General features: G+C 61.0%; 23 protein-coding genes. 17 read left to right on the top strand and 6 right to left on the bottom strand.

The window, feature by feature from the left end:
• Positions 1 to 4 precede the first annotated feature (4 nt).
• The 4 genes from CWM61_RS05520 to CWM61_RS05505 are packed head-to-tail and all read right to left on the bottom strand — an operon-like array spanning position 5 to position 4,015.
• Positions 5 to 736 carry a class II aldolase and adducin N-terminal domain-containing protein gene (locus tag CWM61_RS05520; RefSeq protein ID WP_100630869.1) on the bottom strand — a complete coding sequence of 244 codons (732 nt, stop codon included), beginning with the start codon at positions 734 to 736 and terminating at the stop codon, positions 5 to 7.
• A 5-nt stretch (positions 737 to 741) separates the two neighbouring features.
• Entirely contained in the window at positions 742 to 1,572 is an 831-nt protein-coding gene (locus CWM61_RS05515) for an ABC transporter substrate-binding protein (RefSeq protein ID WP_100630868.1), read from the bottom strand.
• 23 nt (positions 1,573 to 1,595) lie between these two features.
• On the bottom strand, positions 1,596 to 2,468 hold the full coding sequence (locus tag CWM61_RS05510) for a phytanoyl-CoA dioxygenase family protein (RefSeq protein WP_004224469.1): 873 nt from the start codon (positions 2,466 to 2,468) through the stop codon (positions 1,596 to 1,598).
• Between the two features lie 26 nt (positions 2,469 to 2,494).
• Positions 2,495 to 4,015, bottom strand: coding sequence for an amino acid ABC transporter permease/ATP-binding protein (locus CWM61_RS05505; protein WP_074386024.1), 1,521 nt, complete (start codon positions 4,013 to 4,015; stop codon positions 2,495 to 2,497).
• Positions 4,016 to 4,503: 488 nt separating this feature from the next.
• Between CWM61_RS05505 and CWM61_RS05500 the strand changes: the two genes are divergently transcribed.
• The 7 genes from CWM61_RS05500 to CWM61_RS05470 all read left to right on the top strand — a co-directional run bounded on the left by CWM61_RS05500 (position 4,504) and on the right by CWM61_RS05470 (position 10,987).
• On the top strand, positions 4,504 to 5,418 hold the full coding sequence (locus tag CWM61_RS05500) for a LysR substrate-binding domain-containing protein (RefSeq protein ID WP_004190428.1): 915 nt from the start codon (positions 4,504 to 4,506) through the stop codon (positions 5,416 to 5,418).
• 168 nt (positions 5,419 to 5,586) lie between these two features.
• Positions 5,587 to 6,846 (top strand): flavin-containing monooxygenase, encoded by a 1,260-nt coding sequence (locus tag CWM61_RS05495; RefSeq protein ID WP_022065437.1) that lies wholly within the window; start codon positions 5,587 to 5,589, stop codon positions 6,844 to 6,846.
• A 24-nt stretch (positions 6,847 to 6,870) separates the two neighbouring features.
• Complete coding sequence (locus tag CWM61_RS05490; RefSeq protein ID WP_061154791.1) at positions 6,871 to 7,305, top strand: RidA family protein; 435 nt, start codon at positions 6,871 to 6,873, stop codon at positions 7,303 to 7,305.
• Entirely contained in the window at positions 7,302 to 7,976 is a 675-nt protein-coding gene (locus tag CWM61_RS05485) for a DUF1028 domain-containing protein (RefSeq protein ID WP_008805132.1), read from the top strand. Before CWM61_RS05490 ends, CWM61_RS05485 begins: the two co-directional genes overlap by 4 nt.
• Positions 7,969 to 9,138: an acetylornithine deacetylase gene (gene argE, locus CWM61_RS05480; protein WP_100630937.1), complete on the top strand. Its 1,170-nt coding sequence runs from the start codon at positions 7,969 to 7,971 to the stop codon at positions 9,136 to 9,138. The genes CWM61_RS05485 and argE overlap by 8 nt, the downstream gene beginning before the upstream one ends.
• A 24-nt stretch (positions 9,139 to 9,162) precedes the next feature.
• Positions 9,163 to 9,981, top strand: coding sequence for a phytanoyl-CoA dioxygenase family protein (locus CWM61_RS05475; RefSeq protein ID WP_064142375.1), 819 nt, complete (start codon positions 9,163 to 9,165; stop codon positions 9,979 to 9,981).
• A gap of 22 nt (positions 9,982 to 10,003) precedes the next feature.
• On the top strand, positions 10,004 to 10,987 hold the full coding sequence (locus tag CWM61_RS05470; protein WP_165785246.1) for a zinc-dependent alcohol dehydrogenase family protein: 984 nt from the start codon (positions 10,004 to 10,006) through the stop codon (positions 10,985 to 10,987).
• A gap of 2 nt (positions 10,988 to 10,989) precedes the next feature.
• Here the strand turns inward: CWM61_RS05470 and tynA are convergent, their stop codons facing one another.
• Together tynA and paaZ are read right to left on the bottom strand one after the other, a co-directional pair.
• Positions 10,990 to 13,257: a primary-amine oxidase gene (tynA, locus tag CWM61_RS05465; protein WP_100630866.1), complete on the bottom strand. Its 2,268-nt coding sequence runs from the start codon at positions 13,255 to 13,257 to the stop codon at positions 10,990 to 10,992.
• 279 nt (positions 13,258 to 13,536) lie between these two features.
• A complete protein-coding gene (gene paaZ, locus CWM61_RS05455) occupies positions 13,537 to 15,582 on the bottom strand; it encodes a phenylacetic acid degradation bifunctional protein PaaZ (RefSeq protein WP_100630865.1) in 2,046 nt (681 codons plus the stop codon).
• A gap of 286 nt (positions 15,583 to 15,868) precedes the next feature.
• Here paaZ and paaA point away from each other — a divergent pair, with 286 nt between their 5' ends.
• Genes paaA through pcaF form a run of 10 tightly spaced genes read left to right on the top strand, consistent with a single transcriptional unit; the run spans position 15,869 to position 24,044 of the window.
• Entirely contained in the window at positions 15,869 to 16,798 is a 930-nt protein-coding gene (gene paaA / locus CWM61_RS05450; RefSeq protein WP_206054234.1) for a 1,2-phenylacetyl-CoA epoxidase subunit PaaA, read from the top strand.
• 11 nt (positions 16,799 to 16,809) lie between these two features.
• Positions 16,810 to 17,097 (top strand): 1,2-phenylacetyl-CoA epoxidase subunit PaaB, encoded by a 288-nt coding sequence (paaB, locus tag CWM61_RS05445; protein ID WP_004224492.1) that lies wholly within the window; start codon positions 16,810 to 16,812, stop codon positions 17,095 to 17,097.
• A gap of 7 nt (positions 17,098 to 17,104) precedes the next feature.
• Positions 17,105 to 17,860, top strand: a complete 756-nt coding sequence (paaC, locus tag CWM61_RS05440; RefSeq protein ID WP_100630863.1) for a 1,2-phenylacetyl-CoA epoxidase subunit PaaC — start codon at positions 17,105 to 17,107, stop codon at positions 17,858 to 17,860.
• Between the two features lie 11 nt (positions 17,861 to 17,871).
• Positions 17,872 to 18,369, top strand: coding sequence for a 1,2-phenylacetyl-CoA epoxidase subunit PaaD (gene paaD / locus CWM61_RS05435; RefSeq protein WP_100630862.1), 498 nt, complete (start codon positions 17,872 to 17,874; stop codon positions 18,367 to 18,369).
• Positions 18,370 to 18,376: 7 nt separating this feature from the next.
• Positions 18,377 to 19,447, top strand: a complete 1,071-nt coding sequence (paaE, locus tag CWM61_RS05430; protein ID WP_100630861.1) for a 1,2-phenylacetyl-CoA epoxidase subunit PaaE — start codon at positions 18,377 to 18,379, stop codon at positions 19,445 to 19,447.
• On the top strand, positions 19,444 to 20,211 hold the full coding sequence (gene paaF / locus CWM61_RS05425; protein WP_100630860.1) for a 2,3-dehydroadipyl-CoA hydratase PaaF: 768 nt from the start codon (positions 19,444 to 19,446) through the stop codon (positions 20,209 to 20,211). The genes paaE and paaF overlap by 4 nt, the downstream gene beginning before the upstream one ends.
• A 2-nt stretch (positions 20,212 to 20,213) precedes the next feature.
• Positions 20,214 to 21,002 (top strand): 2-(1,2-epoxy-1,2-dihydrophenyl)acetyl-CoA isomerase PaaG, encoded by a 789-nt coding sequence (gene paaG / locus CWM61_RS05420; RefSeq protein WP_100630859.1) that lies wholly within the window; start codon positions 20,214 to 20,216, stop codon positions 21,000 to 21,002.
• A gap of 3 nt (positions 21,003 to 21,005) precedes the next feature.
• Positions 21,006 to 22,427, top strand: coding sequence for a 3-hydroxyacyl-CoA dehydrogenase (locus CWM61_RS05415; RefSeq protein WP_100630858.1), 1,422 nt, complete (start codon positions 21,006 to 21,008; stop codon positions 22,425 to 22,427).
• Entirely contained in the window at positions 22,417 to 22,839 is a 423-nt protein-coding gene (gene paaI, locus CWM61_RS05410; protein ID WP_002902876.1) for a hydroxyphenylacetyl-CoA thioesterase PaaI, read from the top strand. The genes CWM61_RS05415 and paaI overlap by 11 nt, the downstream gene beginning before the upstream one ends.
• Positions 22,839 to 24,044, top strand: a complete 1,206-nt coding sequence (pcaF, locus tag CWM61_RS05405) for a 3-oxoadipyl-CoA thiolase (RefSeq protein ID WP_088716959.1) — start codon at positions 22,839 to 22,841, stop codon at positions 24,042 to 24,044. The genes paaI and pcaF overlap by 1 nt, the downstream gene beginning before the upstream one ends.
• Positions 24,045 to 24,055 lie beyond the last annotated feature (11 nt).

Genomic DNA, 24,055 nt, shown 5'->3' with positions numbered 1-24,055 from the left:
GGGGTTAGTCCACCAGGGAGGGATCGAGGTCGATCATTAACTGCTTCATTTCGGCAAAATGCTGACGCGAGAAATCGGCGATCTTCTCCCAGTCCTGGGCCGTTTTTTCCGCTACCGCGTCTGACAGTACCTTCAGCGGCTGGCCGGTGGACCAGGCGGTGATCAGGATCTGACAGGCGCGCTCCAGGGTCCAGATATCATCGAACGCTTCGCCGATGGTCGGGGCGGTCACCAGCACCCCGTGATTGCCCATCAGCAGGCGGCGTTTGTTCGCCAGCAGGCCCGCCAGCCGGGCGCCTTCTGCCGCGGTGTCCGCCATCCCGCCGTACAGGGTATCGACGGCGACCCGGTTAAAATAGCGGGCCGTGTTCTGGTCGATGGGCAGGATCTGCGGCGTCGCCAGACAGGCGACGCTGGTGGTGTACACCGGGTGCAAATGCAGCACCACCCTTACGTCCGGGAGCCGCTGATGGATCTGCCCGTGAATAGCCCACGCGGTGGCATCGACGTCAGGGCGCGCGGCGCAACCTTCATCATCGGCGTTCAGCACCAGCAGATCGCTGGCGCGGATGCGCGAAAAGTGTTTCCACTTCGGGTTGAGTAAAAACGTTTTCCCGTCGGCGGAGAGCGCGGCGCTGAAATGGTTGGCCACCGCCTCATGCATGCCAAGATGGGCAATGATGCGAAAGGTGGCCGCCAGGTCGATGCGGATCTGCTCTTCATCGGAATCGCGCATGGGCATTACTCCGCTTTCGGCATCAGGGTCTGCAGATCGTCCGCCGTCGGCGCCTGGAAGTGATATTTCTTCAGCAGGGCGGCATATTCCGGCGTCGCGCTGTATTTTTTCAGCGCCTCTTCGAGGGCGGTTTTCACCTCAGTATTGCCTTTTTTAACGCCAAAGCCGTTCAGCACCGGATAGATCAGCGTGTCAGAGGAGATAACCACCCGGTCGCCCAGCTTTTCCACCACCCCGCGCGCCACGGCGGCGTCGGTGATCTGCGCATCCACTGCGCGCGACAGCAGCGCCTGGGTGGTCTGCGGGTCGGTGGTATAGACGCTCAGCGCAATCGGCTTCAACCCCTTCTTCAAGCAGTAGTCGGCGGAAAGCTTCTGCAATTGCGCCAGCCACGAGGTGGCGCCCATCGAGCCGATTTTATGCCCGCAGAAGTCCTCCGGGGTCTTAGGCTGGTAGTCGCCGCCTTTGCGGGCGAGGATCGCTTCCCCACTTTTCAGGTACGGCACCATATCGATCACCTTCAGGCGTTCGGCAGTAATGTACATCGACGAGTTGGTGATATCGAAGCGCCCACCCTGCAGCCCGGGGATCAGGTTGGGGAAGCGGGTATCGATATTCACGGCCTCACGGCCCATGGTCTTCGCCAGACCATCGAGCAGCTCGATGTCAAAACCGGCTGGCTTATTGTTTTCCATGTACTCGTAAGGAAAAAAGGTCATGTCAGAACCGGCGGTGATCTTACCGCTTTGCTGAAAGGCCAGTGCGCTAAAGGATGTCAGGGCAGCCGCTGCGCAGAGCAGCAGGGTCAGCGGGCGTGGTGCGAAAATGCGTGTCATAAAACCTCCGGAGTGTGGGCAAATTACATGCTGGCGCGATCGGCGCCGGCCTGCTGAACAAAAAACGAAGCGCCGCGCGGCTTCTGCGGCAGACGAAGCTGGTTATTGGTGCTGCGCACCAGACCGCTCTCTTCTCCCGCGACCAGTTGGCCGGCATGGCGGCTCGGCAGCGGGTTTTCGCCGTAGGGTAGCGCATCCTCCGCGGCGTAGACGCTGATGAACAGGGTGCGCGGCAGGGCGGTTTCGTTGGGACTGGAGGCGTGCAGTAGGCGGGTATGCATAAAGCAGACTGAGCCTGCCGGGCCAAAACAGGCCTGCGGCTGCTGGCAGTGCGTCGCCACCACCTCATCATCCACCGCCCCCGTGAAGCGCCCCTCCTGCCAGTGGGACCACAGCGGCCCCTGATGACTGCCCGGCACCACGTTGAGCGGGCCATTCTCTGGCGTCACCTCGCTGACCATCAGCAGGGCGGTGATGATGTCGTCATTGCTGTGCGGGGTGAAAAGGAAATCCTGATGCCATTTCACCTCGGTGGCGGTGTGCGGCAGCTTGGAGTTAATTTTGCTGTGATGAAAGCGGGTGCCGCTGCCGCCGATCAGCTGCGCGGCGATGGTCGCCATCCGCGAGTTCAGCGCAGTATGGCGATAGGCCTCGGAGATCTCCGTCGGGGAGGCGACCCGGCGCAGCGACGGATGGTCAGGAGCATGATCGCGCTCGATATCGAAGCGCGGCCGCCCGTCGAGGGTTTCTCCCCACACCGTCGCGTGACCGCGGCTCTCCTCGACCCAGCCGTCGAAATCGCTCTGCAGGGCGGCGATGTCGGCGCTGGAAAGCACCTCTTCGACCACCAGAAAACCCTGCTGATGAAACTGATCAATTTGCCACTGCGCAATCATAGTTTTTCCTCTTCACGTTCCGATAGTTAAGCCAGAGAAACATCTTTCAGAAAGGCCTCGACCCGCGGGTGTTGCCCGCTACGCATCGCCTGCGGCGTGTCATCGCACACCACCCGGCCTTTCTCCATAAACACGATCCGGTCGGACACTTTGAAGGCGAAGTTCATCTCGTGGGTGACGATGACCATGGTGATGCCTTCGTGGGCCAGGGATTCGATAACCTGCAGCACTTCATTCACTTTTTCCGGATCCAGCGCCGAGGTGGGCTCATCGAACAGCATGATCTGCGGACGCATCATCAGGGCGCGGGCGATAGCTACCCGCTGCTGCTGTCCGCCGGAGAGCTGGTGCGGATACTTCCAGGCGTGCTCCAGCATGCCCACTTTGTGCAGCAGTTCGCAGGCGTGCTGGCGCAGCTCCGCGTCGGTCGCCAGATGGTGATAGCGCGGGGCCAGCAGCAGATTGCCGAACACGGTCAGATGCGGGAACAGGTTAAAGCTCTGGAACACCATGCCGATGTTCAGGCGATGTTCGGCATTCTCCATAAAGCGCGGCTTCTGCTGCCCCTGACGGTCGAGGTGAATAAAGGGTTGACCGTTAATCTGAATTTCGCCGTTATCGATCTGCTCAAGACCGTTCAGCAGACGAATGAGGGTGGTTTTTCCCGAGCCTGACGGGCCGATGACCGAGACCACCTCGCCGGGCTGGATCTGCAGGCTCACCGCCCCCAGCACTTCGACGTTGTTGTAGGCCTTATGCAGCTTAGAGGCCTGCAGCGCCGGCTCATGACTCTGGGTGACGCTGCGCGCCATCGCCGGGCGGCGGGCGCTGGCCAGCCGCTGCATCTCGGCATCTACCGGACGAGCGGTATTGCGCTGGGTCACGTCAAGGTAGTTCTCCAGCCGTTTCAGCAGAAAATCGAACACCGTGACGATAAAGATGTAATAAAACGCCACGGCCGTCATGGTCTCCATGACCAGAAAGTTCTGCGAGTAGAGCTGCTGGCCGACCATCAATATTTCGGTCAGTGAGATGACCGACACCAGCGAACTGAGCTTCACGATGGCGATATATTCATTGGCCAGCGCCGGCAGGGCGACGCGCAGCGCCTGGGGGATGATCACCCGCCACTGGATCCCGGCGTAGCGCAACCCCAGGGCCCGCGCGGCTTCGCTCTGCCCACGAGGGATGGAGAGCAACCCGCCGCGATGGATCTCGGCGATATAAGCCGCTTCGCTGAGGACCATCGCCAGCAGGCCGGCCCAGAAGGGATCGTTCAGCACCGGGGCGAAGGAGGGCAGCGCCTGCGGCATGTTGTAGACAAAAATCAGCAGGACCAGCAGCGGCATACTGCGAAATAACCAGATATACAGCCGGGCTGGGGTGGATAACCAGCCGCGCGGCGACTGTTTGGCCAGCGCCAGAATAAATCCGAGCACAATACTGCAGCCCCAGGTCAGCAGACTTAATTTAATGACGGTCCAGGTGGCCCACCAAAAATCGGCATCGCTGAGCAGGCTTAACATGTAGTTCCAGTTAAACGTCATGGGCTATTTCACTCGTCATAATTATCAAAAATGAAAGTGGCTCGGCTGTGCCGTAATGGAGCGCCACCGGTATTCATCGTGCGAATACACTATGCTGGCAGGATGCTTTCAGAGGCAATTAGTAAATTTTTGGCCTTTAAGTTTAAAAAAACTATACAGCGATATTAACGATATGGAATTTAAAGTGATTGCTGAGATACTTTGTGTAAACAATTTAAAAACAATGACAGTAATTCAATAACGCTATTTTGTGGAAGAAGGTTATTTTGCGCGAAACTGGGGCAGACGCTGCCTGTCTGGCGTGCAGCGTGGCGCATGATGGTGCAACGGCGGAAATAAACCAGGCGGGCGTAGAGCAATAATAAATATTGTCGCCCCTTGTCGGGCAACGCGCCGCTCTTTTCCGCGGGTGGCACGCGGATTGCTTGGGACTTAGAGGAAAACTATTCCCCGTGTGCGCCGGACCATATTTTATCAATGGTGATGCTATGAACCGATTTACCCTGAAGCAGCTCAAATATTTCGTCACCGTGGTGGAGACGGAGAGTATCGCCGAGGCCTCCCGCCAGCTGCACATTGCGCAGCCGTCGATTTCGATTGCCATCAAGAATCTGGAGAGCACCTTCGACCAGCAGCTGTTTATTCGCCACCATGCGCAGGGCGTTTCGCTCACCTCCAGCGGTCGGCGGATCTACGATAAAGCGAAAGAACTGCTGCGCCTGTCCTGGGAGTTCGAACAGAATTCGCGAGCGGATAAAGAGCTGGTTTCTGGCATGATCTCCATCGGTTGCTTTGAATCGGTGGCTCCGCTGTATATGCCGAAGCTGGTGGCCGGGTTTAAGAAATGCTATCCGGAAATCACCCTGCATCTGTACGACGGCGAACAGCATGAGCTGATGCATGGCCTGCACCGCGGCCGCTTCGACCTGGCGCTGGTTTACGATCTGGAGCTCGGCCATTCGATCAATAAAGAGCGGCTCAATGCCCCGCATAAACCCTACGCGCTGCTGCCCGCCGCGCATCCGCTGGCGCAGAAGGCGCAGGTGACGCTGCAGGAGCTGAGCCGCGAGCCGATGATCCTCCTCGATGCGGTCCCCAGTAAAAATTATTTTATCTCCATCTTTAAGGAAAAGGGTTATCACCCGGAAGTGGCTTACAGTTCCCCCTCCATTGAAATGGTGCGCTGTATGGTGGGTCAGGGGTTGGGTTTTTCGGTGCTGGTCACCCGGCCCTGCTGCGATATGACCTACGATGGCGAAAGAGTGGTGCAGCGGGATATTGCCGACGAGATGCCCGCCTCGACCTTAATTATGGCGCATCTCGCGAATAATGAGCCCACGCGGCCGACGCAACTGTTTATGGATTATTGTCGCAGCATCGAATTAACCCCAACTCACGCCTGAAATAACGCCTGTCGATCCGGCAGGCATTATTTTTTGTCGTCACTCAGCCTCGTAAAATTCTATTCAGTCGATCGTTTTATAATATTTTACCAATTCGTCACAGTTAAATAACCTGAAAGCCGTCAATTCCGGCGACGTCGTCGGCAACTGTGCTTGAAGGATAGCGAAATGACTGAACAGATTACCGAGATCGATACCCTGGTGGTGGGCGCGGGGCAGGCGGGCGTCGCCATGAGCGAGCATCTGACCCGGCTGGATATCCCCCACCTGGTGCTGGAAAAGCAGGGTATTGCCCAGGCCTGGCGCAGCGGACGCTGGGATTCGCTGGTCGCCAACGGCCCGGCCTGGCACGATCGGTTCCCGGGCATGGTGTTCCCGGACTGCCCGGCAGACAGCTTTGTCGGCAAAGAGCAGGTGGCAGACTATTTTGCCGCCTATGCCCGCAGCTTCAATGCGCCGATCCGTACCGGGGTGGAGGTTTTCAGCGCCGAACGCCTCGTCGGACGGCCGGGCTTTCGTATCGACACCTCGCAGGGGGTGATTGAAGCGCAGCGGATCGTAGCGGCCACCGGGCCGTTTCAGCGGCCAGTGATCCCGGCCATCGCCCCACAGAGTCAGGCTATTCAGCAGCTCCACTCCGCGCACTATTTTAACCCGCAGCAGCTACCGGAGGGCGGTGTGCTGGTGATTGGCGCAGGCTCCTCCGGCGTGCAGATTGCCGATGAGCTGCAGCGGGCCGGACGCGCGGTGTGGCTGTCGGTGGGAGCGCACGACCGCCCGCCGCGTCGCTATCGTCAGCGCGATTTTTGCTGGTGGCTCGGGGTGCTGGGAATGTGGGATGCCGCGGCCAATGCGCCGGGTAAAGAGCATGTCACTATCGCGGTGAGCGGCGCGCGCGGCGGTCATACCGTCGATTTTCGCCAGCTGGCGCATCAGGGGGTCACGTTAGTGGGGCAGACCCGCGGCTTTGACGGTGACAAAGCACTGTTTCACCACGACCTGGCGGAGAATATCCGCCGCGGCGATGCCTCCTACCTTGCGCTGCTCGACGCCGCGGACGCGTGGGTGGCCCGCAACGGCATGGACCTGCCCGAAGAGCCCTCCGCCCGCGAATTTCTGCCCGATCCGGCCTGCGTTACCGACCCGCTGCTCAGTCTCAATCTGGCGGAGGCCGGGATCGGCACCATCATCTGGGCGACGGGCTACACCACCGACTATCGCTGGCTGAAGGTCAACGCCTTCGATGACGCACAGCGGCCACAGCATCACCGCGGCGTATCGACGGAGCCGGGCGTCTATTTCCTCGGCCTGCCGTGGCTCTCGCGGCGCGGGTCTACCTTTATCTGGGGCGTCTGGCACGATGCCAAATATATTGCCGACCAGATCGCCATTCAGCGCCAGTACCAGCGTTACCAGCCGTCCTGTTAACCGTTTTCCTTAAGGAGTGCTTTGATGCCAACTCATACCCGTATTCGCATGTTTAACACCAAAGAGACCTACCCGAACCAGACGCTGAACAACGATCTGTGCCAGGCGGTGCGGGCCGGCAATACCGTCTACGTTCGCGGCCAGGTTGGCACCGACTTCGCCGGTAATCTGATTGGCCTCGGCGACCCGCGAGCGCAGGCGGAGCAGGCGATGAAGAATGTCGCGCAGTTGCTGAAAGAGGCCGGCAGCGACCTCACGCATATCGTCAAGACCACCACTTATCTGATCGATCCTCGTTATCGCGAGCCGGTCTATCAGGAGGTGGGCAAATGGTTAAAAGGCGTCTTTCCCATCTCCACCGGGGTGGTGGTGTCGGCCCTCGCGCAGCCGCAGTGGCTGATGGAGATTGACGTTACGGCGGTGATCCCCGACGACTGGCAGGGGGAGGCAGCAGAATGACTCTCTCTATTAGCGCCCGTTGTCCGGAATCAGGTCAGCTGGGCATTGCCATTAGTTCGTCGAGCATGGCCGTGGGATCGCGCTGTCCGTGGCTATTGCCCGGTGTCGGCGCGGTCGCCAGTCAGAACATAACCTTACCGTCGCTGGGGCCGCATATTCTTGGTGCGCTTGAGGCGGGGGCCTCCGTTGAGCAGGCTCTGAACCTGGCCCTGGCGGAGGACCGCTTCCGCGAATATCGCCAGGTCGCGGCGATTGATGCCAACGGTGAAGTGGCGGCGTTCAGCGGAGAACATACTCTCGGGATCGGTGGCACCCTGGCGGGAGATAACTGCGTGGCGGCGGGCAACATGCTGGCCAGTCACGAGGTGATCGCCGCGATGGTGGCCGCCTTCGAGACGGCGAGCGGTGAACTGGCCAGCCGGCTGCTGGCCGGGCTGCGCGCGGGGATTGCCGCCGGGGGCGAGGCCGGCCCGGTCCACTCGGCGGCGGTGAAGGTGGTGGACGATTACCCGTGGCCGGTGGTCGATCTGCGTATTGACTGGGCGGAGACGGATCCGCTGGCGGCCCTTGAGCAACTGTGGCTGGCCTGGGAGCCGCAAATGGACGCCTACATTACCCGGGCGCTCGACCCGCGCGATGCGCCCGCCTATGGCGTCCCCGGCGATGAATAACACGCCGGGGGCGATCCTGGCCGCGCTGCTGGCCTTTGACACCACCAGCCGCCATTCGAACCTGGCGATGATCGACTGGATCGCCGATTTTCTCACTGCCCGCGGCGTGGCGTCCCGCCGCTTTTATGACCCGTCGGGCGGCAAGGCCAATCTCTACGCCCGGCTGGGGCCGTCCGGCGGCGGCGGAGTGATGCTCTCGGGCCATACCGACGTGGTCCCGGTGGACGGCCAGGCGTGGAGCGTTCCGCCTTTCAGCCTCACCGAGCGCGATGGCCGCTACTATGGCCGCGGTAGCGCCGATATGAAGGGGTTTCTCGCCTGCGTGCTGGCGGCAGTGGATGACTTTCTGGCGGCGCCGCTGCGCATGCCACTGCATCTGGCCTTCTCCTATGACGAAGAGGTCGGCTGTCTCGGTGTGCGCAGCCTGGTGGATTTTCTGCAGGCCTCGCCGGAGAAACCGGCGCTGTGCCTCATCGGCGAGCCGACGGAGATGCAGCCGGTGTTCGGTCATAAAGGCAAACTGGCCATGCGCTGCTGCATCGAGGGGCAGGCCTGCCATTCGGCCTATGCCCCGCAAGGAGTGAACGCCATCCGCTACGCGGCCAGACTGATCAACCACCTGGATCGGCTGGGCGTGCGTCTGGCCCGGCAGCAGGACAGCCGCTTTTCGCCGCCCTTCAGCACGCTGCAGGTGGGCACCATTCAGGGTGGGGCCGCGCTGAATATTGTTCCGCAGTCCTGCCGCTTTGATTTTGAGATCCGCTACCTGCCGGGGATGCGTCCCGAAGCGGTCACCGAGGCGCTGGCGGCCTACGCCCGTCGCCAGCTGCTGCCGGAGATGCGCCGGGTAGGCAGCGGGAGCGACATCCAGTTCCAGCTGTTAAGCCACTATCCGCCGCTGCTCAGCGATCCGCAGTCCGACTTCGCCCGCTGGCTGGCGCAGTGGTGCGGCAGCGACCGCTTCTCCACCGTGGCGTTCGGCACCGAAGGAGGGCTGTTCGATGAGATGGGCGTCGCGACCCTGGTCTGCGGACCGGGCAGCATGGCCCAGGGCCATAAGGCCGATGAGTACATCAGCATCGCGCAGACCGAGCGCTGTATGACGATGCTGCGACAGCTTTGCGCGTGGATGCGTGCCGAACCGGCGGAACCGCTCACCTGATCCCTCAACACAGGAACCCAAGCGATGCACAATCAACACTCTCCCCACATCGATCAAGCGACCATCGACCGCTGGCAGGCGGATGGCGCGGTGTTATTAAAAGGCGTCTTTACCCCCTGGGTCGAGCGCCTCGCCGAGGGGGTCACGGCGCTGATGGCCAGCCCCAGCGAGTATGGTCATGCGCGCACGGTGATCCCCAAAGATGGTTCGCCGCCTTTTTTTCAGGACTACTGCAACTGGTCGCGGATCCCGGCGTTTAGCGAATTTGTCTTTCAGTCAGCGGCCGCCGAGATCGCGGCGGCGCTGATGCAGTCGCAAACGGCGAAATTTTTCCATGAACATACGCTGGTCAAACCGGCCGGAGGCAGCACGGTGACTCCCTGGCATCATGACCAGCCTTACTATTGCGTCTCCGGCAGACAGAACGTCAGCTTCTGGATCCCGCTGGACCCGGTGGCGGAGGCCACCTCGCTGCGCTGCATTCGCGGGTCGCATCGCTGGGAGGAGGAGTTCAGTCCTACCCGTTTCAATGGCACTAAGCTTTACGAGCACACCCGGTTCAGCACCCTGCCGGATATCGACGCCCATGAGGACGAATACGATATCGTCAGCTGGGCGCTGGAGCCGGGGGATGCGGTGGCCTTCCATTTCCGCACCGTCCATGGCGCCCGCGGCAACCCCGGCGCGCGGGCGCGACGGGTCTTCTCCGCCCGCTGGGTGGGGGATGACGCCGCGTTTGCCGATCGCGGCGGCGTGACGTCGCCACCGTTCCCCGAGCTGACCCTGCGGGACGGCGACCCGCTGGATTCCCCGCTGTTCCCCCAGGTTTGGCCGCGGGCGTGAGCCACTGGCGGCGGGATCTGCTATGATCCCGCCTTTCGCTGTCTGGAGCCTGTCGATGTTCAACGACGCCATTGTTTATGATCGCTACGGGCCGCCGGCCGCGGTGCTGATCCTGAAACGCCTGCCGCTGGCGCCGCTGGCGGGCGGACGGGTGCGGGTCAGGATGCGCTATGCCCCGGTGAATCCCTCAGATCTGATCCCCGTGACCGGCGCCTATCGCCACCGCACCCGACTGCCGGCCGTCGCCGGCTATGAAGGCCTTGGCGAGGTGGTCGCCGCGCCATACGGCAGCCGGCTGACCGCGGGCCAGCGGGTGCTGCCTCTGCGTGGGGGCGGCACCTGGCAGCGGTTTATCGATCTGGATGAGACCTGGCTGGTGCCGGTGCCGCCAGCGGTTGACGATCTGCTGGCTGCCCGCGGGTATATCAATCCGCTGACAGCTATGCTGATGCTCAAGCGCTGGCCGGTTGCCGGAAAACACCTTGTGCTGACCGCGGCATCGTCCTCCTGCGCCAGTCTGCTGGGACAGTGGGCGCTGGCGATGGGCGCCCGCTCGGTGAGCGGGATTATTCGCTCGCCTCAGCACCGGGCGCGCCTGGAACAGTCCGGGATCTATCCGATCCTCGATACCGACCGGGCGCTGATGGAGAAGGTCAGCCAACACAGCGATCTGGTGTTTGACGCGGTGGGCGGCGAACTGGCGAATACGCTGCTGTCGGTGCTGCCCGCATCGTCGACCCTGATCTCCTATGGGCTGTTATCCGGGCGGCCGCTGACCCAGACGCGCGGTAGCGCGACGGTGCGCAAGTTTCATCTGCGGGAGGCGTTGCCGACACTCAGCGTGGCGGCGTGGCGGGCGGCGTTTGACGAGATTTGGCTGCGCTTGCCAACGACCACCCAGCCGCCGGCCCAGCGCATAGCGTTGAACGACTGGCGTGAGGCAATTACCGCCGCCGACCAGCCGGGAAGAGGCGGTAAAATCCTGCTCGATTTCACCGCCGGTTAAGATTACTTTTTCTTCTCGCCAAGGGTTGGGGTTTCGTCAAAGAAGTTCCACGGCTTCAGCAGGGCGTGCGCCCATTCGGTCGGCATGATCGGCCACTCTTCGGCGCGCGCCACGTGAGTGGTGCCGGTGGTGATCCACACGACGTCGTCGTGGTTAGTCAGCGACTCATCATCCTTTGCGTACTGCCCTAAGCCGGTATCCTGGGCGGAACGGTTCGGGTATTTCCCTTCCGGATAACGCTCTGTCGGGTGGTAGCGCGTCACCCACAGCTGTTTATCCATAAAGCTCAGGCGATGGTAGATCCACTCGTCCGGGGCGAACTTCGCGCCGGTCGCCGCCGGGTGCGTACCGCCGGCATACGGGATGATCTGATAAGAGACCGGGTTGCCCATGCGGTTCTCTTTGCTGGTGTTGCTCAGCAGGCGAATGGTGCCCGGGTCGAATTTCTGCGCTGCTTTCTGCTCGCTGTCAATGGTGTACTGATTCACCTGCATGGTACTGGTGCGCGGGCCACCGGCGGTGTTGGGCTTCACTTCAGGATCCATCGCCACCAGGGTGTTGTTTTCGCCGTCCACGTCGAGGTCGAGGCGGAAGTTATAGATGTGCTGGTGGGTGGTGCCGACAATATTATGGTCGATCAGCGTCCCGTAGCGGGTATCCTCTTTGGCGCTGGGGTCGTGCATGGTCTTCGCCATCACGCCTTTGACGGCTTCAATCCCGGTGGCGCCTGCGTCGATACCGATGGTGCCGTTGTCGTGGAACACCCAGTCAAAGATATAGTCGTAGTTGCCGACGGTGCTGATCCAGCGCACCACCAGCTCCCGGCGCTCGGTACTGACGTTGGGCTTGCCCATCTCCAGGTGCTTATATTCCGGCCCGGCGTAGCGTTCGAATAGGGCGACTGCGTGCGGGATGGTGGTCGGCGCGCCGGTGTAGTCGGCGATGGTTTCATCCAGCAGCACCGCATTCGACGGTGCGTCCTTGCCGCGGACAATCGGCGAGGTCAGGGTGCCCATGCCGTAATCGCCGGAGTCCAGATAGGCTTTGAAATACCAGCCGACGTCCGGGTCGCCGTAGGGAACGATCATCCCACCGAGGGAACCTTCATACATCACCTGGCGTTTTTTGCCGTTATCGTTGTAGGTCACCGTCGAGAGGATTGGCCCGACGCGCGAGTTAAGGCGCAGGTGGAAATCCCAGTTCTGCCAGTGAATGGTATCCCCGGTAATGGTGTAGTTTTTGCCCTCTGGTTCCGTAATATCCAGCGGTTTCACCGCCGGGGCGTTGCGGTCGCGGCCATCATACGGACGGGGTTCCATCGGCACCGGGATCACCGGGCCTTCCTCAATTTTGATGATTTTCTTCGCTTCAAGGTCGACCACCGCCACCAGGTTTTCAATCGGGTGCGCCCAGTAGTTGCCGTCGCCGGTATCGAGATAACTCACTACCTTCAACAGACGCGCATCCTGTTGCAGGCCATCTTTGCCATCAAAATAGCCGACGGTGAGCGGGGTGGTGACCACTTTGCCAGGATCGGTAATGCCGTGCTTTTTCAGCACCTCAGCGAATTCGCTGCTGGCATTGATAATGTTCTGCACGCTAACAAAATCATCGAGCAGTACCATCCCGTGGGCGCCTTTAACTGGCGTCCAGGAGAGGATTTTTTTGTTTTGCAGATCGACGACGGCTTCAATCACGTGTTTGCCATCCAGCATCACCACATCGGCGGTGCGCGGGGCGTCAACGGGTGTTCCCTGCAAAGCAAAGGCCCACACCGCCGCTTTATCCGGCTCGTGCAGGGAAATTTCGGTAAAGCGGGTATTGGGCTGGAATTCCGGCGCGGCTTTGACAAGGGTCACCGCTTCACTGATTTCCGCCGCCGAGAGCGAGTTTAACGGGTGCGGGCGCTTTTCCACCTGGAAGGTCTGATCGAGACCGGACTGGAATACATCGTTGATAAAGGTATCGGAGACCCAGGCTTTTCCTTCCTTCATCACCACCGGCACCTGCAGGTCAAGGGTTTTACCGTTGACGATCGCGGTTTTGGCGCCGGGCTTCACTTTGACGTAAGCGCCGTCTTTTATCAGGGTGAACATTTGCGCGTAGTCATCCCACTGCACATCGGCGCCGAACGCCTGCAGCGTTTTATCCAGCGGTACCATGTGGGCTTCGCTGCCGTGGGCGAAGACCGGTGATTGCCAGGCGCAAACCACCGCGACGGCCAGCGCCAGCGCGGTTTTACGAGGAGAAAATTTCAAGCCGTTTGCCATAGTGACCTCATCTTATTGTTGTGTTGTCTCTTGCCGCTGCGAATGTCGGCTTTGTCACCCTTAAGCTACCAGCCAGCGGCGCCGGGGCGTTTGTTTGCTTTTGCCAGCTTGTTTGTCAGTTTTGCCAGACGGACGTAAAAAATGCCTCCGCAGAGGCATTGAGAACGTGCGCCGATTTTTTTGCCGGGTGGCGGCTGACGCCTTACCCGGCCTACCCAACCGGGTCTGACTGTCTGTAGGCCCGCGCAAGCGCAGCGCCGCCGGGCGATTTTCAGCGCATCACGCCGGGAAATCCCCTTGCTGGCGCGCCACCAGGGTCAGAATGGAATACAGCGCCACCGCCTGCTGGTGCTGGTTGAAAATCTCCACCGCCCATTCCACCACGCCGGTGGCTTTCTCATCGGCGCTGCGCTGACGTTTGACCGTTTTCCGCTTACAGGTCAGGCGAACCTGAATGGTATCTCCCGGTTTGACCGGCTCAATAAAGCGCAGGTTTTCCATGCCGTAGTTGGCGATCACCGGCCCGACGCCGGCATCGACGAACAGCCCGGCCGCGGCGGAGATCAGGAAATAACCGTGGACCACGCGCTCGCCGAAAATCGACTCAGCGGCGGCGATTTTGTCCATATGCGCATAAAAATGGTCGCCGCTCAGGCAGGCGAAGTTAACGATATCCGCTTCGGTCAGCGTTCGGCGCGGGGTCAGTAAACTGTCGCCAGGCTGGATCTCTTCGAAGTATTTACGGAACGGGTGAATGCGGTCTTCGCTAACCTGCGCGCCTCGCACCCACTGCTGGCCGATGGTCGCCAGCATCGTTGGGCTGCCCTGGACCGCGGTACGCTGCATATAGTGTTTCACCGAGCGCAGTCCGCCAAGCTCTTCTCCGCCGCCAGCGCGGCCAGGGCCGCCGTGTATCAGCTGCGGCAGCGGCGAGCCGTGGCCGGTCGACTCTGCCGAGGACGCTTCGTTAAGGATCTGAATACGACCATGCGCGCGCGCGGCGCCAAGGATAAACTCGCGGGCCAGCTCGCCGCTGGCGGTGACCAGCGTACCGGCCAGACTACCGCCACCGGCGCGCGCCAGCGTCAGCGCATGCTGGCGGTCGCGATACGGCATTAGCGTCGCCACCGGGCCAAAGGCTTCAATGGCGTGAACCGCCGGCGTTTCATCCGGCTGCGGGCAGTACAGCAGGGTCGGTGGGAAGAACGCGCCGGCCGCGCTGAGGTCCGCTTCTCCGCCAAGCAGCGCTTCGCAGCCGGCGGCAATTAGTTTATTCACGCTCTCCTGTACGTCCTGACGCTGCTCGCTATTGACCAGCGCCCCCATTTTTATGCCTTCCTGCGCCGGGTCGCCGACGGTCACTTTATGCAGGCGGGCGATCAGTGCATCGCTAACCGCATTGATCTGCGCCAGCGGAACAATGATGCGACGGATAGCGGTACATTTTTGCCCGGCTTTTGCCGTCATCTCGCGGACCACCTCGCGGATAAACAGCGCGAATTCCGGTTGCTCCGGGGTGACATCTTCGCCTAACACACAGCAGTTGAGCGAATCCGCTTCCATCGTAAAGGGAATCGATTTGGCCACCAGGTTAGGGTGCGCCCGCAGCTGCTGGCCGGTGGCGGCTGAGCCGGTAAAGGTCACCACGTCCTGGCTATCGAGATGGTCGAGAAGATCGCCCGCGCCGCCGCAAATCAGGCTGATAGCGCCTTCCGGCACCAGGCCGCTGTCGACAATCGCTTTTACCATTGCCTGGGTGAGCCGGGCGGTAGCGGTGGCCGGTTTAATGATAGCCGGCATACCGGCAAGCCACGTAGGCGCCAGTTTTTCCAGCATTCCCCAGCAGGGGAAGTTGAAGGCGTTGATATGGACGGCGACGCCTGATTTCGAGGTCAGCACATGACGCGCGGCAAAACCGCCTTGTTTGGAGAGCGGGATCAGCTCGTCCTCCGGCCACAGGATATCGTCCGGCAATTCGCGACTACCGAGCCCGGCATAGGTGAAAAGGGTGCCGATGCCGCCTTCAATATCCACCCAACTGTCGGCGCGGGTGGCGCCGGTTTGCGCGGAGATGGCGTAGAACTCGTCTTTCTGCTCCAGCAACCGTTTTGCTACCGCTTTCAGCATTGCGCTGCGTTCAATAAAGGTCATGGCTTGCAGAGCCTTACCGCCGCGCTCAATCGCGAAGCGGCGCGCTTGCGCCATATCCAGGCCTTCGCTGGTCACCTCCCACAGCGCCGCCCCGGTAATGGCGTGATGGATAGTACGGGCGCGGCCCCGGCCGGTCTGCCAGGCGCCGGATAAGTAGCTGGCTAACTGCTGCATCGTCAATCTCCAAATGTGTTACGTGTGATATCTATAAATAGTTCTTTTATGAATCATAAAAATCAAGTCTGTATTTAATAATTTATTAACATTGTGATCGGCGGTCGATGGGGCGTTGCGTTTATGCTACTGATTTATCGGCTGCTTACAAAAGGTTTTGCGGTTAGCATCACAAAAAGAACAAACAAAATTTGTGGTTTTATTTAACCAATATGTAACCTTCAATAAACAAAGTGATTCACATAAATGTTTTTGTTGTGAATATCGGAATCATAAAGGTGATGACGTGACAGAAGAACAACGCTTTGACCAGCGCATCGCGCAGGAAACGGCCATCGAACCGCGGGACTGGATGCCGGATGCCTACCGTAAGACCTTGATTCGGCAGATAGGCCAGCACGCGCACTCGGAAATCGTCGGCATGCTGCCGGAAGGCAACTGGATCACCCGCGCGCCGACGCTGCGCCGCAAAGCGATCCTGCTGGCTAAGGTACAGGATGAGGCCGGGCATGGGCTTTATCTCTATAGCGCCGCGGAAACGCTGGGCTGCGCGCGGGAAGACCTGTATCAGAAAATGCTCGACGGGCAGATGAAATATTCCTCCATTTTTAACTACCCGACCCTGAGCTGGGCGGATATCGGCGTGATCGGCTGGCTGGTCGATGGCGCGGCCATCGTCAACCAGGTGGCGCTGTGCCGGACCTCCTATGGCCCCTATGCCCGGGCGATGGTCAAAATCTGCAAAGAAGAGAGCTTTCACCAGCGTCAGGGTTTTGAAGCCTGCATGGCGCTGGCGCAGGGCAATGACGCGCAGCGGCAGATGCTGCAGGACGCCATTAACCGCTTCTGGTGGCCGGCGCTGATGATGTTTGGCCCCAACGACGACAACTCGCCGAACAGCGCCCGCAGCATGGCGTGGAAAATCAAACTGCACTCCAACGACGAACTGCGTCAGCGCTTCGTCGATAACACCGTGCCGCAAGTAGAGATCCTCGGCATGACCGTCCCGGACCCGGATTTGCAGTTTGATGAAGCCAGCGGCCATTACCGCTTCGGCGAAATCGACTGGCAGGAGTTTAACGAGGTGATTAGCGGCCGTGGCATTTGCAATCACGAGCGGCTTGCCGCCAAGCGTAAGGCCTGGGAAGAGGGTGAATGGGTGCGCGAAGCCGCGCTGGCCCATGCGCAAAAACAGCAGACCCGCAGCGCGGCATGAGGAGAGACAACATGAGCAAAGTTTACTGGCCGTTATATGAAGTGTTCGTTCGCAGCAAACAGGGGTTATCCCATCGTCACGTCGGCAGTCTGCACGCCGCCGATGATCAAATGGCGCTGGAGAATGCCCGCGATGCCTATACCCGCCGCAGCGAAGGCTGCTCAATTTGGGTGGTGAAGGCCAGCGAAATCGTGGCTTCGCAGCCGGAAGAGCGCGGCGAATTCTTCGACCCGGCGGAAAGCAAAGTCTACCGTCATCCGACTTTCTATACCGTGCCGGACGGCATGGAACATATGTGAGGCGGCGATGAATACCCCTAACCCCGTAGCCACCTACGCCCTGCGGCTTGGCGACAATGGTCTGGTTCTGGCCCAGCGTTTAGGCGCCTGGTGCGGCCATGCTCCTGAGCTCGAGATCGATCTTGCGCTGGCCAATATCGGCCTCGACCTGCTCGGCCAGGCGCGCAACTTTTTAAGCTATGCCGCCGAGCTTAACGGCTGCGGCGACGAAGATACGCTGGCCTTTGGCCGCGATGAACGCCAGTTCAGCAACCTGCTGCTGGTGGAGCAGCCAAACGGCAATTTTGCCGACACTCTCGCCCGTCAGTTCTTTATCGACGTCTGGCACGTCGCCCTGTTCAGCCGCCTGGTGAACAGCCGCGACACGCAGCTGGCGGCCATTGCCGCCAAAGGGCTGAAAGAGGTGCGTTACCACCAGCGCTTTAGCCGCGGCTGGCTGGAGCGTCTTGGTAACGGCACCGAGGTATCAAATCGCAAAATGCAGCAGGCGGTCGACAATCTGTGGCGCTTCACTGGCGAACTGTTCCTTGCCGATGAAGTGGAGCTCAGCCTGGTTGAGCAGGGTATTGCGGTTGATCCGCGCGAGCTTCAGGCCGAATGGCAAAGCGCGGTACATACGGCGCTGCTCGACTCCGGTTTACAGATCCCGCAGGAAGCGGCCTTCCGCAGCGGCGGCAAACAGGGGCTGCACAGTGAACATCTCGGCCCGCTGCTGGCGGAGATGCAATATCTGCAGCGTTCGCATCCCGGACTGCAGTGGTAAGTGAGGTGACTATGCAACGTCTTGCCGATATCGCTCCTGCAGAGGTTCGCACCATCTGGGGATTATTAAGCGCGATCCCGGATCCGGAAGTGCCGGTACTCACCATCACCGACCTCGGTATGGTACGCAGCGTCGCGCGCCACGGCGACGGCTGGGTGATTGGCTTTACCCCGACCTATTCGGGCTGTCCGGCGACGGAACATCTGCTGGGCGAGATCCGCACGGTCATGAGCGAGCATGGCTTTCTGCCGGTGCATATCGTCCTGCAGCTGGATCCGCCGTGGACCACCGACTGGATGAGTCAGGATGCCCGCGAGCGCCTGCGCCAGTACGGCATCAGCCCGCCCCAGGGGCATGCCTGCCATGCGGACATGCCCACCGAGGTGAGCTGTCCGCGCTGCGGCAGCACCCATACCTCGCTGATTAGCGAATTCGGTTCCACGGCCTGCAAAGCGCTCTATCGCTGCGACAGCTGCCGGGAACCTTTTGATTACTTTAAATGTATTTGAGGTTGCCATGACGACGTTCCATTCGCTTAAGGTGGTGAGAGTCGAGCCGGAAACCCGCGATGCGGTGACCATCACTTTTGCGATCCCGCAAGCCCTGCAGGCGGAATACTGCTTTCGTCCGGGCCAGCATCTGACGCTAAAAGCCCGTCTGGGCGGTGAAGAACTGCGCCGCTGTTACTCCATTTGTCGCAGCCGCACGCCCGGCGAAATTAGCGTCGCGGTCAAAGCTATCGACGGCGGGCGCTTCTCGCGCTACGCCCAGCACGATATCCAGCAGGGGATGGAGCTGGACGTGATGGTGCCGCAGGGGCATTTCGGTTATCAACCGCAGGCCGAACGGCAGGGTGAGTATCTGGCGATTGCCGCCGGCTCCGGGATCACGCCGATGATGGCGATCATGAGCGCGACGCTGGCGACCGAGCCGCACAGCCGCTTCACGCTGATCTACGGCAACCGCAGCAGCGATAGCATGATGTTCCGCCAGGCGCTGGCCGATTTAAAAGACCGCTATCCGCAGCGCCTGCAGGTGATACATCTGTTTAGCCAGGAGTCGATGGACAGCGATCTGCTACAGGGGCGCATTGACGGCGACAAACTGCGCCAGCTCGCTGACCATCTGCTGGATTTTAGCCGTTTCGACGAGGCCTTTATCTGCGGTCCGGCGGTGATGATGGACGAGGCGGAAGCGGCGTTACGTGAACTTGGCGTAGCGGAGAAATCGATTCATCTCGAACGCTTTAATACACCAGGCGGCAATGTGAAGCGCGCCGCTGGCGTGCAGGCGGAAGGGCGCACGGTGACCATCCGCCAGGACGGGCGCGATAGGCTGATCGCCCTCAGCGCCGAAGACGACAGCATTCTGGATGCCGCGTTGCGTCAGGGCGCGGATCTGCCGTTCGCCTGTAAGGGCGGGGTATGCGCCACCTGTAAATGCAAAGTGCTGCGCGGTGAAGTGGCGATGGCCGCCAATTACAGCCTGGAAGCGGATGAGCTGGCGGCGGGATATGTCCTGAGCTGCCAGTCGCTGCCAACCAGCGGCGACGTGGTGGTCGACTTTGACGCGCGGGGGATGGCATGAGTGACCTGCTGATCCACCGTCATGGCCGGGTGCTACAGCTGACACTAAACCGTCCGCAGGCCCGCAACGCGCTGAACAATGCCTTATTGACCCAGATTGCCGAGGCGCTGGAGGTTGCGGCAGTTGATGACAGCGTCGGCGTCTGCGTTATCAGCGGCAACCCGCGTTTTTTCGCCGCCGGGGCCGACCTCAATGAGATGGCGGAGAAAGATCTGCCAGCCACCCTTGACGATATTCGCCCACGGTTGTGGGCACGAATTGATGCTTTCACTAAACCGCTCATCGCTTCGGTCAACGGCTACGCGCTTGGCGCCGGCTGCGAGCTGGCCCTGCTGTGCGACCTGATTGTCGCCGGCGACAACGCCCGCTTTGGCCTGCCGGAAATTACCCTCGGCATTATGCCGGGCGCTGGCGGCACCCAGCGGCTGATCCGCAGCGTTGGCAAGGCGCTGGCCAGCCGAATGGTGCTGAGCGGCGAGAGTATTGACGCCCACCAGGCCCTGCAGGCCGGGTTGGTCAGCGATATCCATCCGGCGGCGTTAACCGATGAGTACGCCCTGAAACTGGCAACCACCATCGCACGCCATTCGCCGCTGGCGCTACGGGCGGCAAAACAGTCGCTGCGCCTGTCGCAGGAAGTCAGTTTGCAGGCCGGTCTGCAACAGGAGCGTCAGTTGTTTAGCCTGCTGAGCGCCACCGAGGACCGCCGCGAAGGCATCGACGCCTTCTTACAAAAACGTACACCGGAATTTAAAGGACGCTAATCGTGGAAGCTTTCATTCTCAGCGCAGTGGAACAGGGCGTCATGACCATTACCCTCAATCGCCCGGACCGCCTTAACAGTTTTAACGACCTGATGCATCAACAGCTGGCGGACTGTCTGAAGCAGGCCGAGCGCGACGACGGCGTACGCTGCTTGCTGATCACCGGCGCCGGACGCGGCTTCTGCGCCGGCCAGGATTTGAACGACCGCAATGTCGACCCCAGCGGCCCGCCGCCGGATCTTGGTCTGTCGGTAGAACGCTTTTATAACCCGCTGGTACGCCGTCTGGCGGCGCTGCCGAAACCGGTCATCTGCGCGGTTAACGGCGTGGCCGCTGGCGCAGGCGCTACCCTGGCGCTGGGCTGCGATATCGTGCTGGCCGCGCGTTCGGCCAAATTTGTGATGGCGTTCAGTAAGCTCGGCCTGGTGCCGGACTGTGGCGGTAGCTGGTTCCTGCCGCGGGTGGCCGGCCGCGCGCGCGCGATGGGGCTGGCGCTGCTGGGCGACAGCCTCAGCGCGGAACAAGCCGCGCAGTGGGGAATGATCTGGCAGCTGGTGGACGATTCAGAACTGGCGGATACCAGTCTGCAACTGGCGCGCCATCTGGCGGCGCAACCAACGTTTGGTCTTGGGCTGATTAAAAAGGCGCTGCTGGCTGCTGAAACCAACAGTCTCGACGCGCAGCTGGACCTGGAGCGCGATTATCAACGTCTGGCCGGGCGCAGCGATGATTACCGCGAAGGGGTCAGCGCGTTTCTGGCCAAACGACCACCACAGTTCAGCGGGAAATAGGTCATGACAACATCCTTATCCACGGTGGCAGTGATCGGCAGCGGCACCATGGGGGCCGGTATTGCCGAAGTGGCCGCCGCCGCTGGACATCCGGTACTAATTTACGACATCGATCATCAGGCCATTGCCCGGGCGATCGACGGCATTGCCAGGCGTCTGGCATCACGGGTCGAGCGCGGTAAACTGGCCCCTGAGCAGGCCGACGCGTTGCTGGCGCGCCTGCAGCCGGCCCATGATTTAGCCGCGCTTGCCGACGCGGATTTAGTGATTGAAGCGGCCGCTGAACGGCTGGAGGTCAAAACGGCGCTGTTCGCGCAGCTGGCGGCGATCTGCGCGCCGTCAACGTTGTTGACCAGTAACACTTCGTCTATTTCGATTACCGCCATCGCCGCCGGGGTCAAAAACCCGGAGCGGGTGGCCGGGCTGCACTTTTTTAATCCGGCGCCGGTGATGAAGCTGGTCGAGGTGGTGAGTGGCCTGGAGACGTCTGCGGAGGTGGTAGAGCAGCTGTGCCAGTGCGTAAGCCACTGGGGGAAACAGCCGGTGCGCTGCCGCTCAACGCCCGGCTTTATCGTTAACCGGGTAGCGCGTCCGTTCTACGCCGAGGCCTGGCGCGCGCTGGAAGAGCAGGTTGCCGCCCCTGAGGTTATTGATGCCGCTTTGCGTGACGGCGGTGGTTTTCCGATGGGGCCGTTAGCGCTGACGGACCTGATTGGTCAGGACGTTAACTTCGCCGTGACCTGCTCGGTATTTAACGCCTTCTGGCAGGACCGCCGCTACCTGCCATCGCTCCTGCAGCAAGAGCTGGCGCTGGCCGGGCGGCTGGGTAAAAAGAGCGGTCACGGCGTTTATCACTGGCCTACGGAGACGCAGCCGGACGCGGCGTTGCCGCCCGTATCTACTGGCGCTCAATCCATTACAGTTGTAAGTGACAACGTCACTGAATTAGATGATCTCTTGTTGCTGGAGACCGAAGGCGAGACGGCGCTGGCGCTGAGTGTGAAGCACCACCGCCCGGTGGTGGTGTATGACCTGTGCGCCAGCGATACGGTGGTGCTGGCCGCAGCGGCGACCAACGCGCCGGCGGCGACGGACAAAGCGGTGCACTACTTCCAGCAGCAGGGCAAGAAAGTGCTGCGTATTGCCGATTATCCCGGCCTGCTGGTGTGGCGCACGGTGGCGATGCTGATTAACGAAGCGCTGGATGCGGTACAAAAAGGCGTCGCCAGCCCGCAAGACATCGATACCGCCATGCGCCTTGGCGTCAACTATCCGCAAGGCCCACTGGCGTGGGGAGAACGCCTTGGCTGGCGACGGGTGCTGCAACTGCTGGAGAACCTGCAACACCATTACGGCGAGGAGCGCTATCGCCCCTGTTCCCTGTTGCGCCAGAAGGCGCTGATGGAGAAGCACCATGAGCAATGATCCGTGGCGCAACGCGCGCGTGATGTACGAAAAAGATACCTGCGCCAGAAAGATGGGGATCGAACTTATCGAAATGGACGACGGCTTTGCGCAGATGAGCATGACCGTCTCGGCGGACATGCTTAACGGCCATCAAACCTGTCACGGCGGTCAGCTATTTACGCTTGCCGATACCGCTTTCGCCTACGCCTGTAACAGCCAGGGGCTGGCGGCGGTGGCCTCGGCGGCGAGCATTGATTTTCTTCGTCCGGCGTTTGCCGGCGACCGGCTGGTCGCCACCGCCAGAGTCAAACAGCAGGGCAAGCTGACCGGCGTCTACGACATTGAAATTGTTAATCAACAGCAAAAAATTGTGGCCCTGTTCCGCGGCAAATCGCACCGCATCGGCGGCACAATCACAGGAGACGTGTAATGCGCGACGCCTTTATTTGTGACGGGATCCGCACGCCGATTGGCCGCTACGGCGGCGCGCTGGCCGGCGTCCGCGCCGACGACCTGGCGGCGATCCCGCTGCGTGAGCTGCTGAGCCGTAACCCCGGGCTCGACCCGGCAGCGATTGATGATGTGATTTTCGGCTGTGCGAATCAGGCCGGTGAAGATAACCGCAACGTGGCGCACATGGCGACGCTGTTGGCCGGTTACCCGCATAGCGTGCCGGGCACCACGATTAACCGCTTGTGCGGATCGGGTCTGGATGCAATTGGTTTTGCCGCCAGGGCGATCAAAGCTGGCGATGCCGATCTGCTGATTGCCGGCGGCGTGGAATCGATGTCGCGCGCGCCGTTCGTGATGGGAAAAGCCAGCGCGCCGTATCAGCGTCAGGCGGAACTCTTTGATACCACGATTGGCTGGCGTTTTGTGAACCCGCTCATGGCGCAACACTTCGGAACTGACAGCATGCCGGAAACGGCCGAGAATGTAGCTGAATTGTTAAATATTAGCCGGGCCGATCAGGACGCTTTCGCCTGGCGCAGCCAGCAGCGCACGTCGCAGGCCCAGCGCGACGGCATTCTGGCCCAGGAGATCGTGCCGGTGCAGATCATCGGCAAGAAAGGGGCGGTTAGCGATGTGCGCGAGGACGAGCATCCCCGCCCGGAAACCACGCTTGAGCAGCTGGCGAAACTGAAAGCGCCGTTTCGCCAGGGCGGCGTCATTACCGCAGGCAATGCTTCCGGCGTTAACGATGGCGCCGCGGCGCTGATTATCGCCAGCGAACAGCAGGCCGCTATCCAGGGGCTCACGCCGCGGGCGCGTATCGTGGCGATGGCGACGGCGGGTGTTGAACCGCGCCTGATGGGACTGGGGCCGGTGCCGGCGGTGCGTAAAGTGCTGGAGCGAGCCGGACTCAATATTAACGATATGGATCTGATTGAGCTGAATGAGGCCTTCGCCGCCCAGGCGCTGGGGGTGCTCAGACAGCTTGGCGTGCCGGATGATGCGGCGCACGTGAATCCCAACGGCGGTGCCATCGCGTTAGGCCATCCGCTGGGCATGAGCGGCGCGCGGTTAGCGCTGAGCGCCAGTCTTGAGCTGCAACGCCGGGGCGGGCGCTATGCGCTGTGTACGATGTGTATTGGCGTGGGTCAGGGCATTGCCATGATCCTCGAGCGAGTGTGAGCTAATTTACC

The organism is Klebsiella sp. K-Nf6 (genome assembly GCF_002806655.1).
GTDB lineage: Bacteria > Pseudomonadota > Gammaproteobacteria > Enterobacterales > Enterobacteriaceae > Klebsiella > Klebsiella variicola.
Note: the sequence above shows the minus strand (reverse complement) of the source record. Positions and strands in the feature narration are given on the sequence as shown.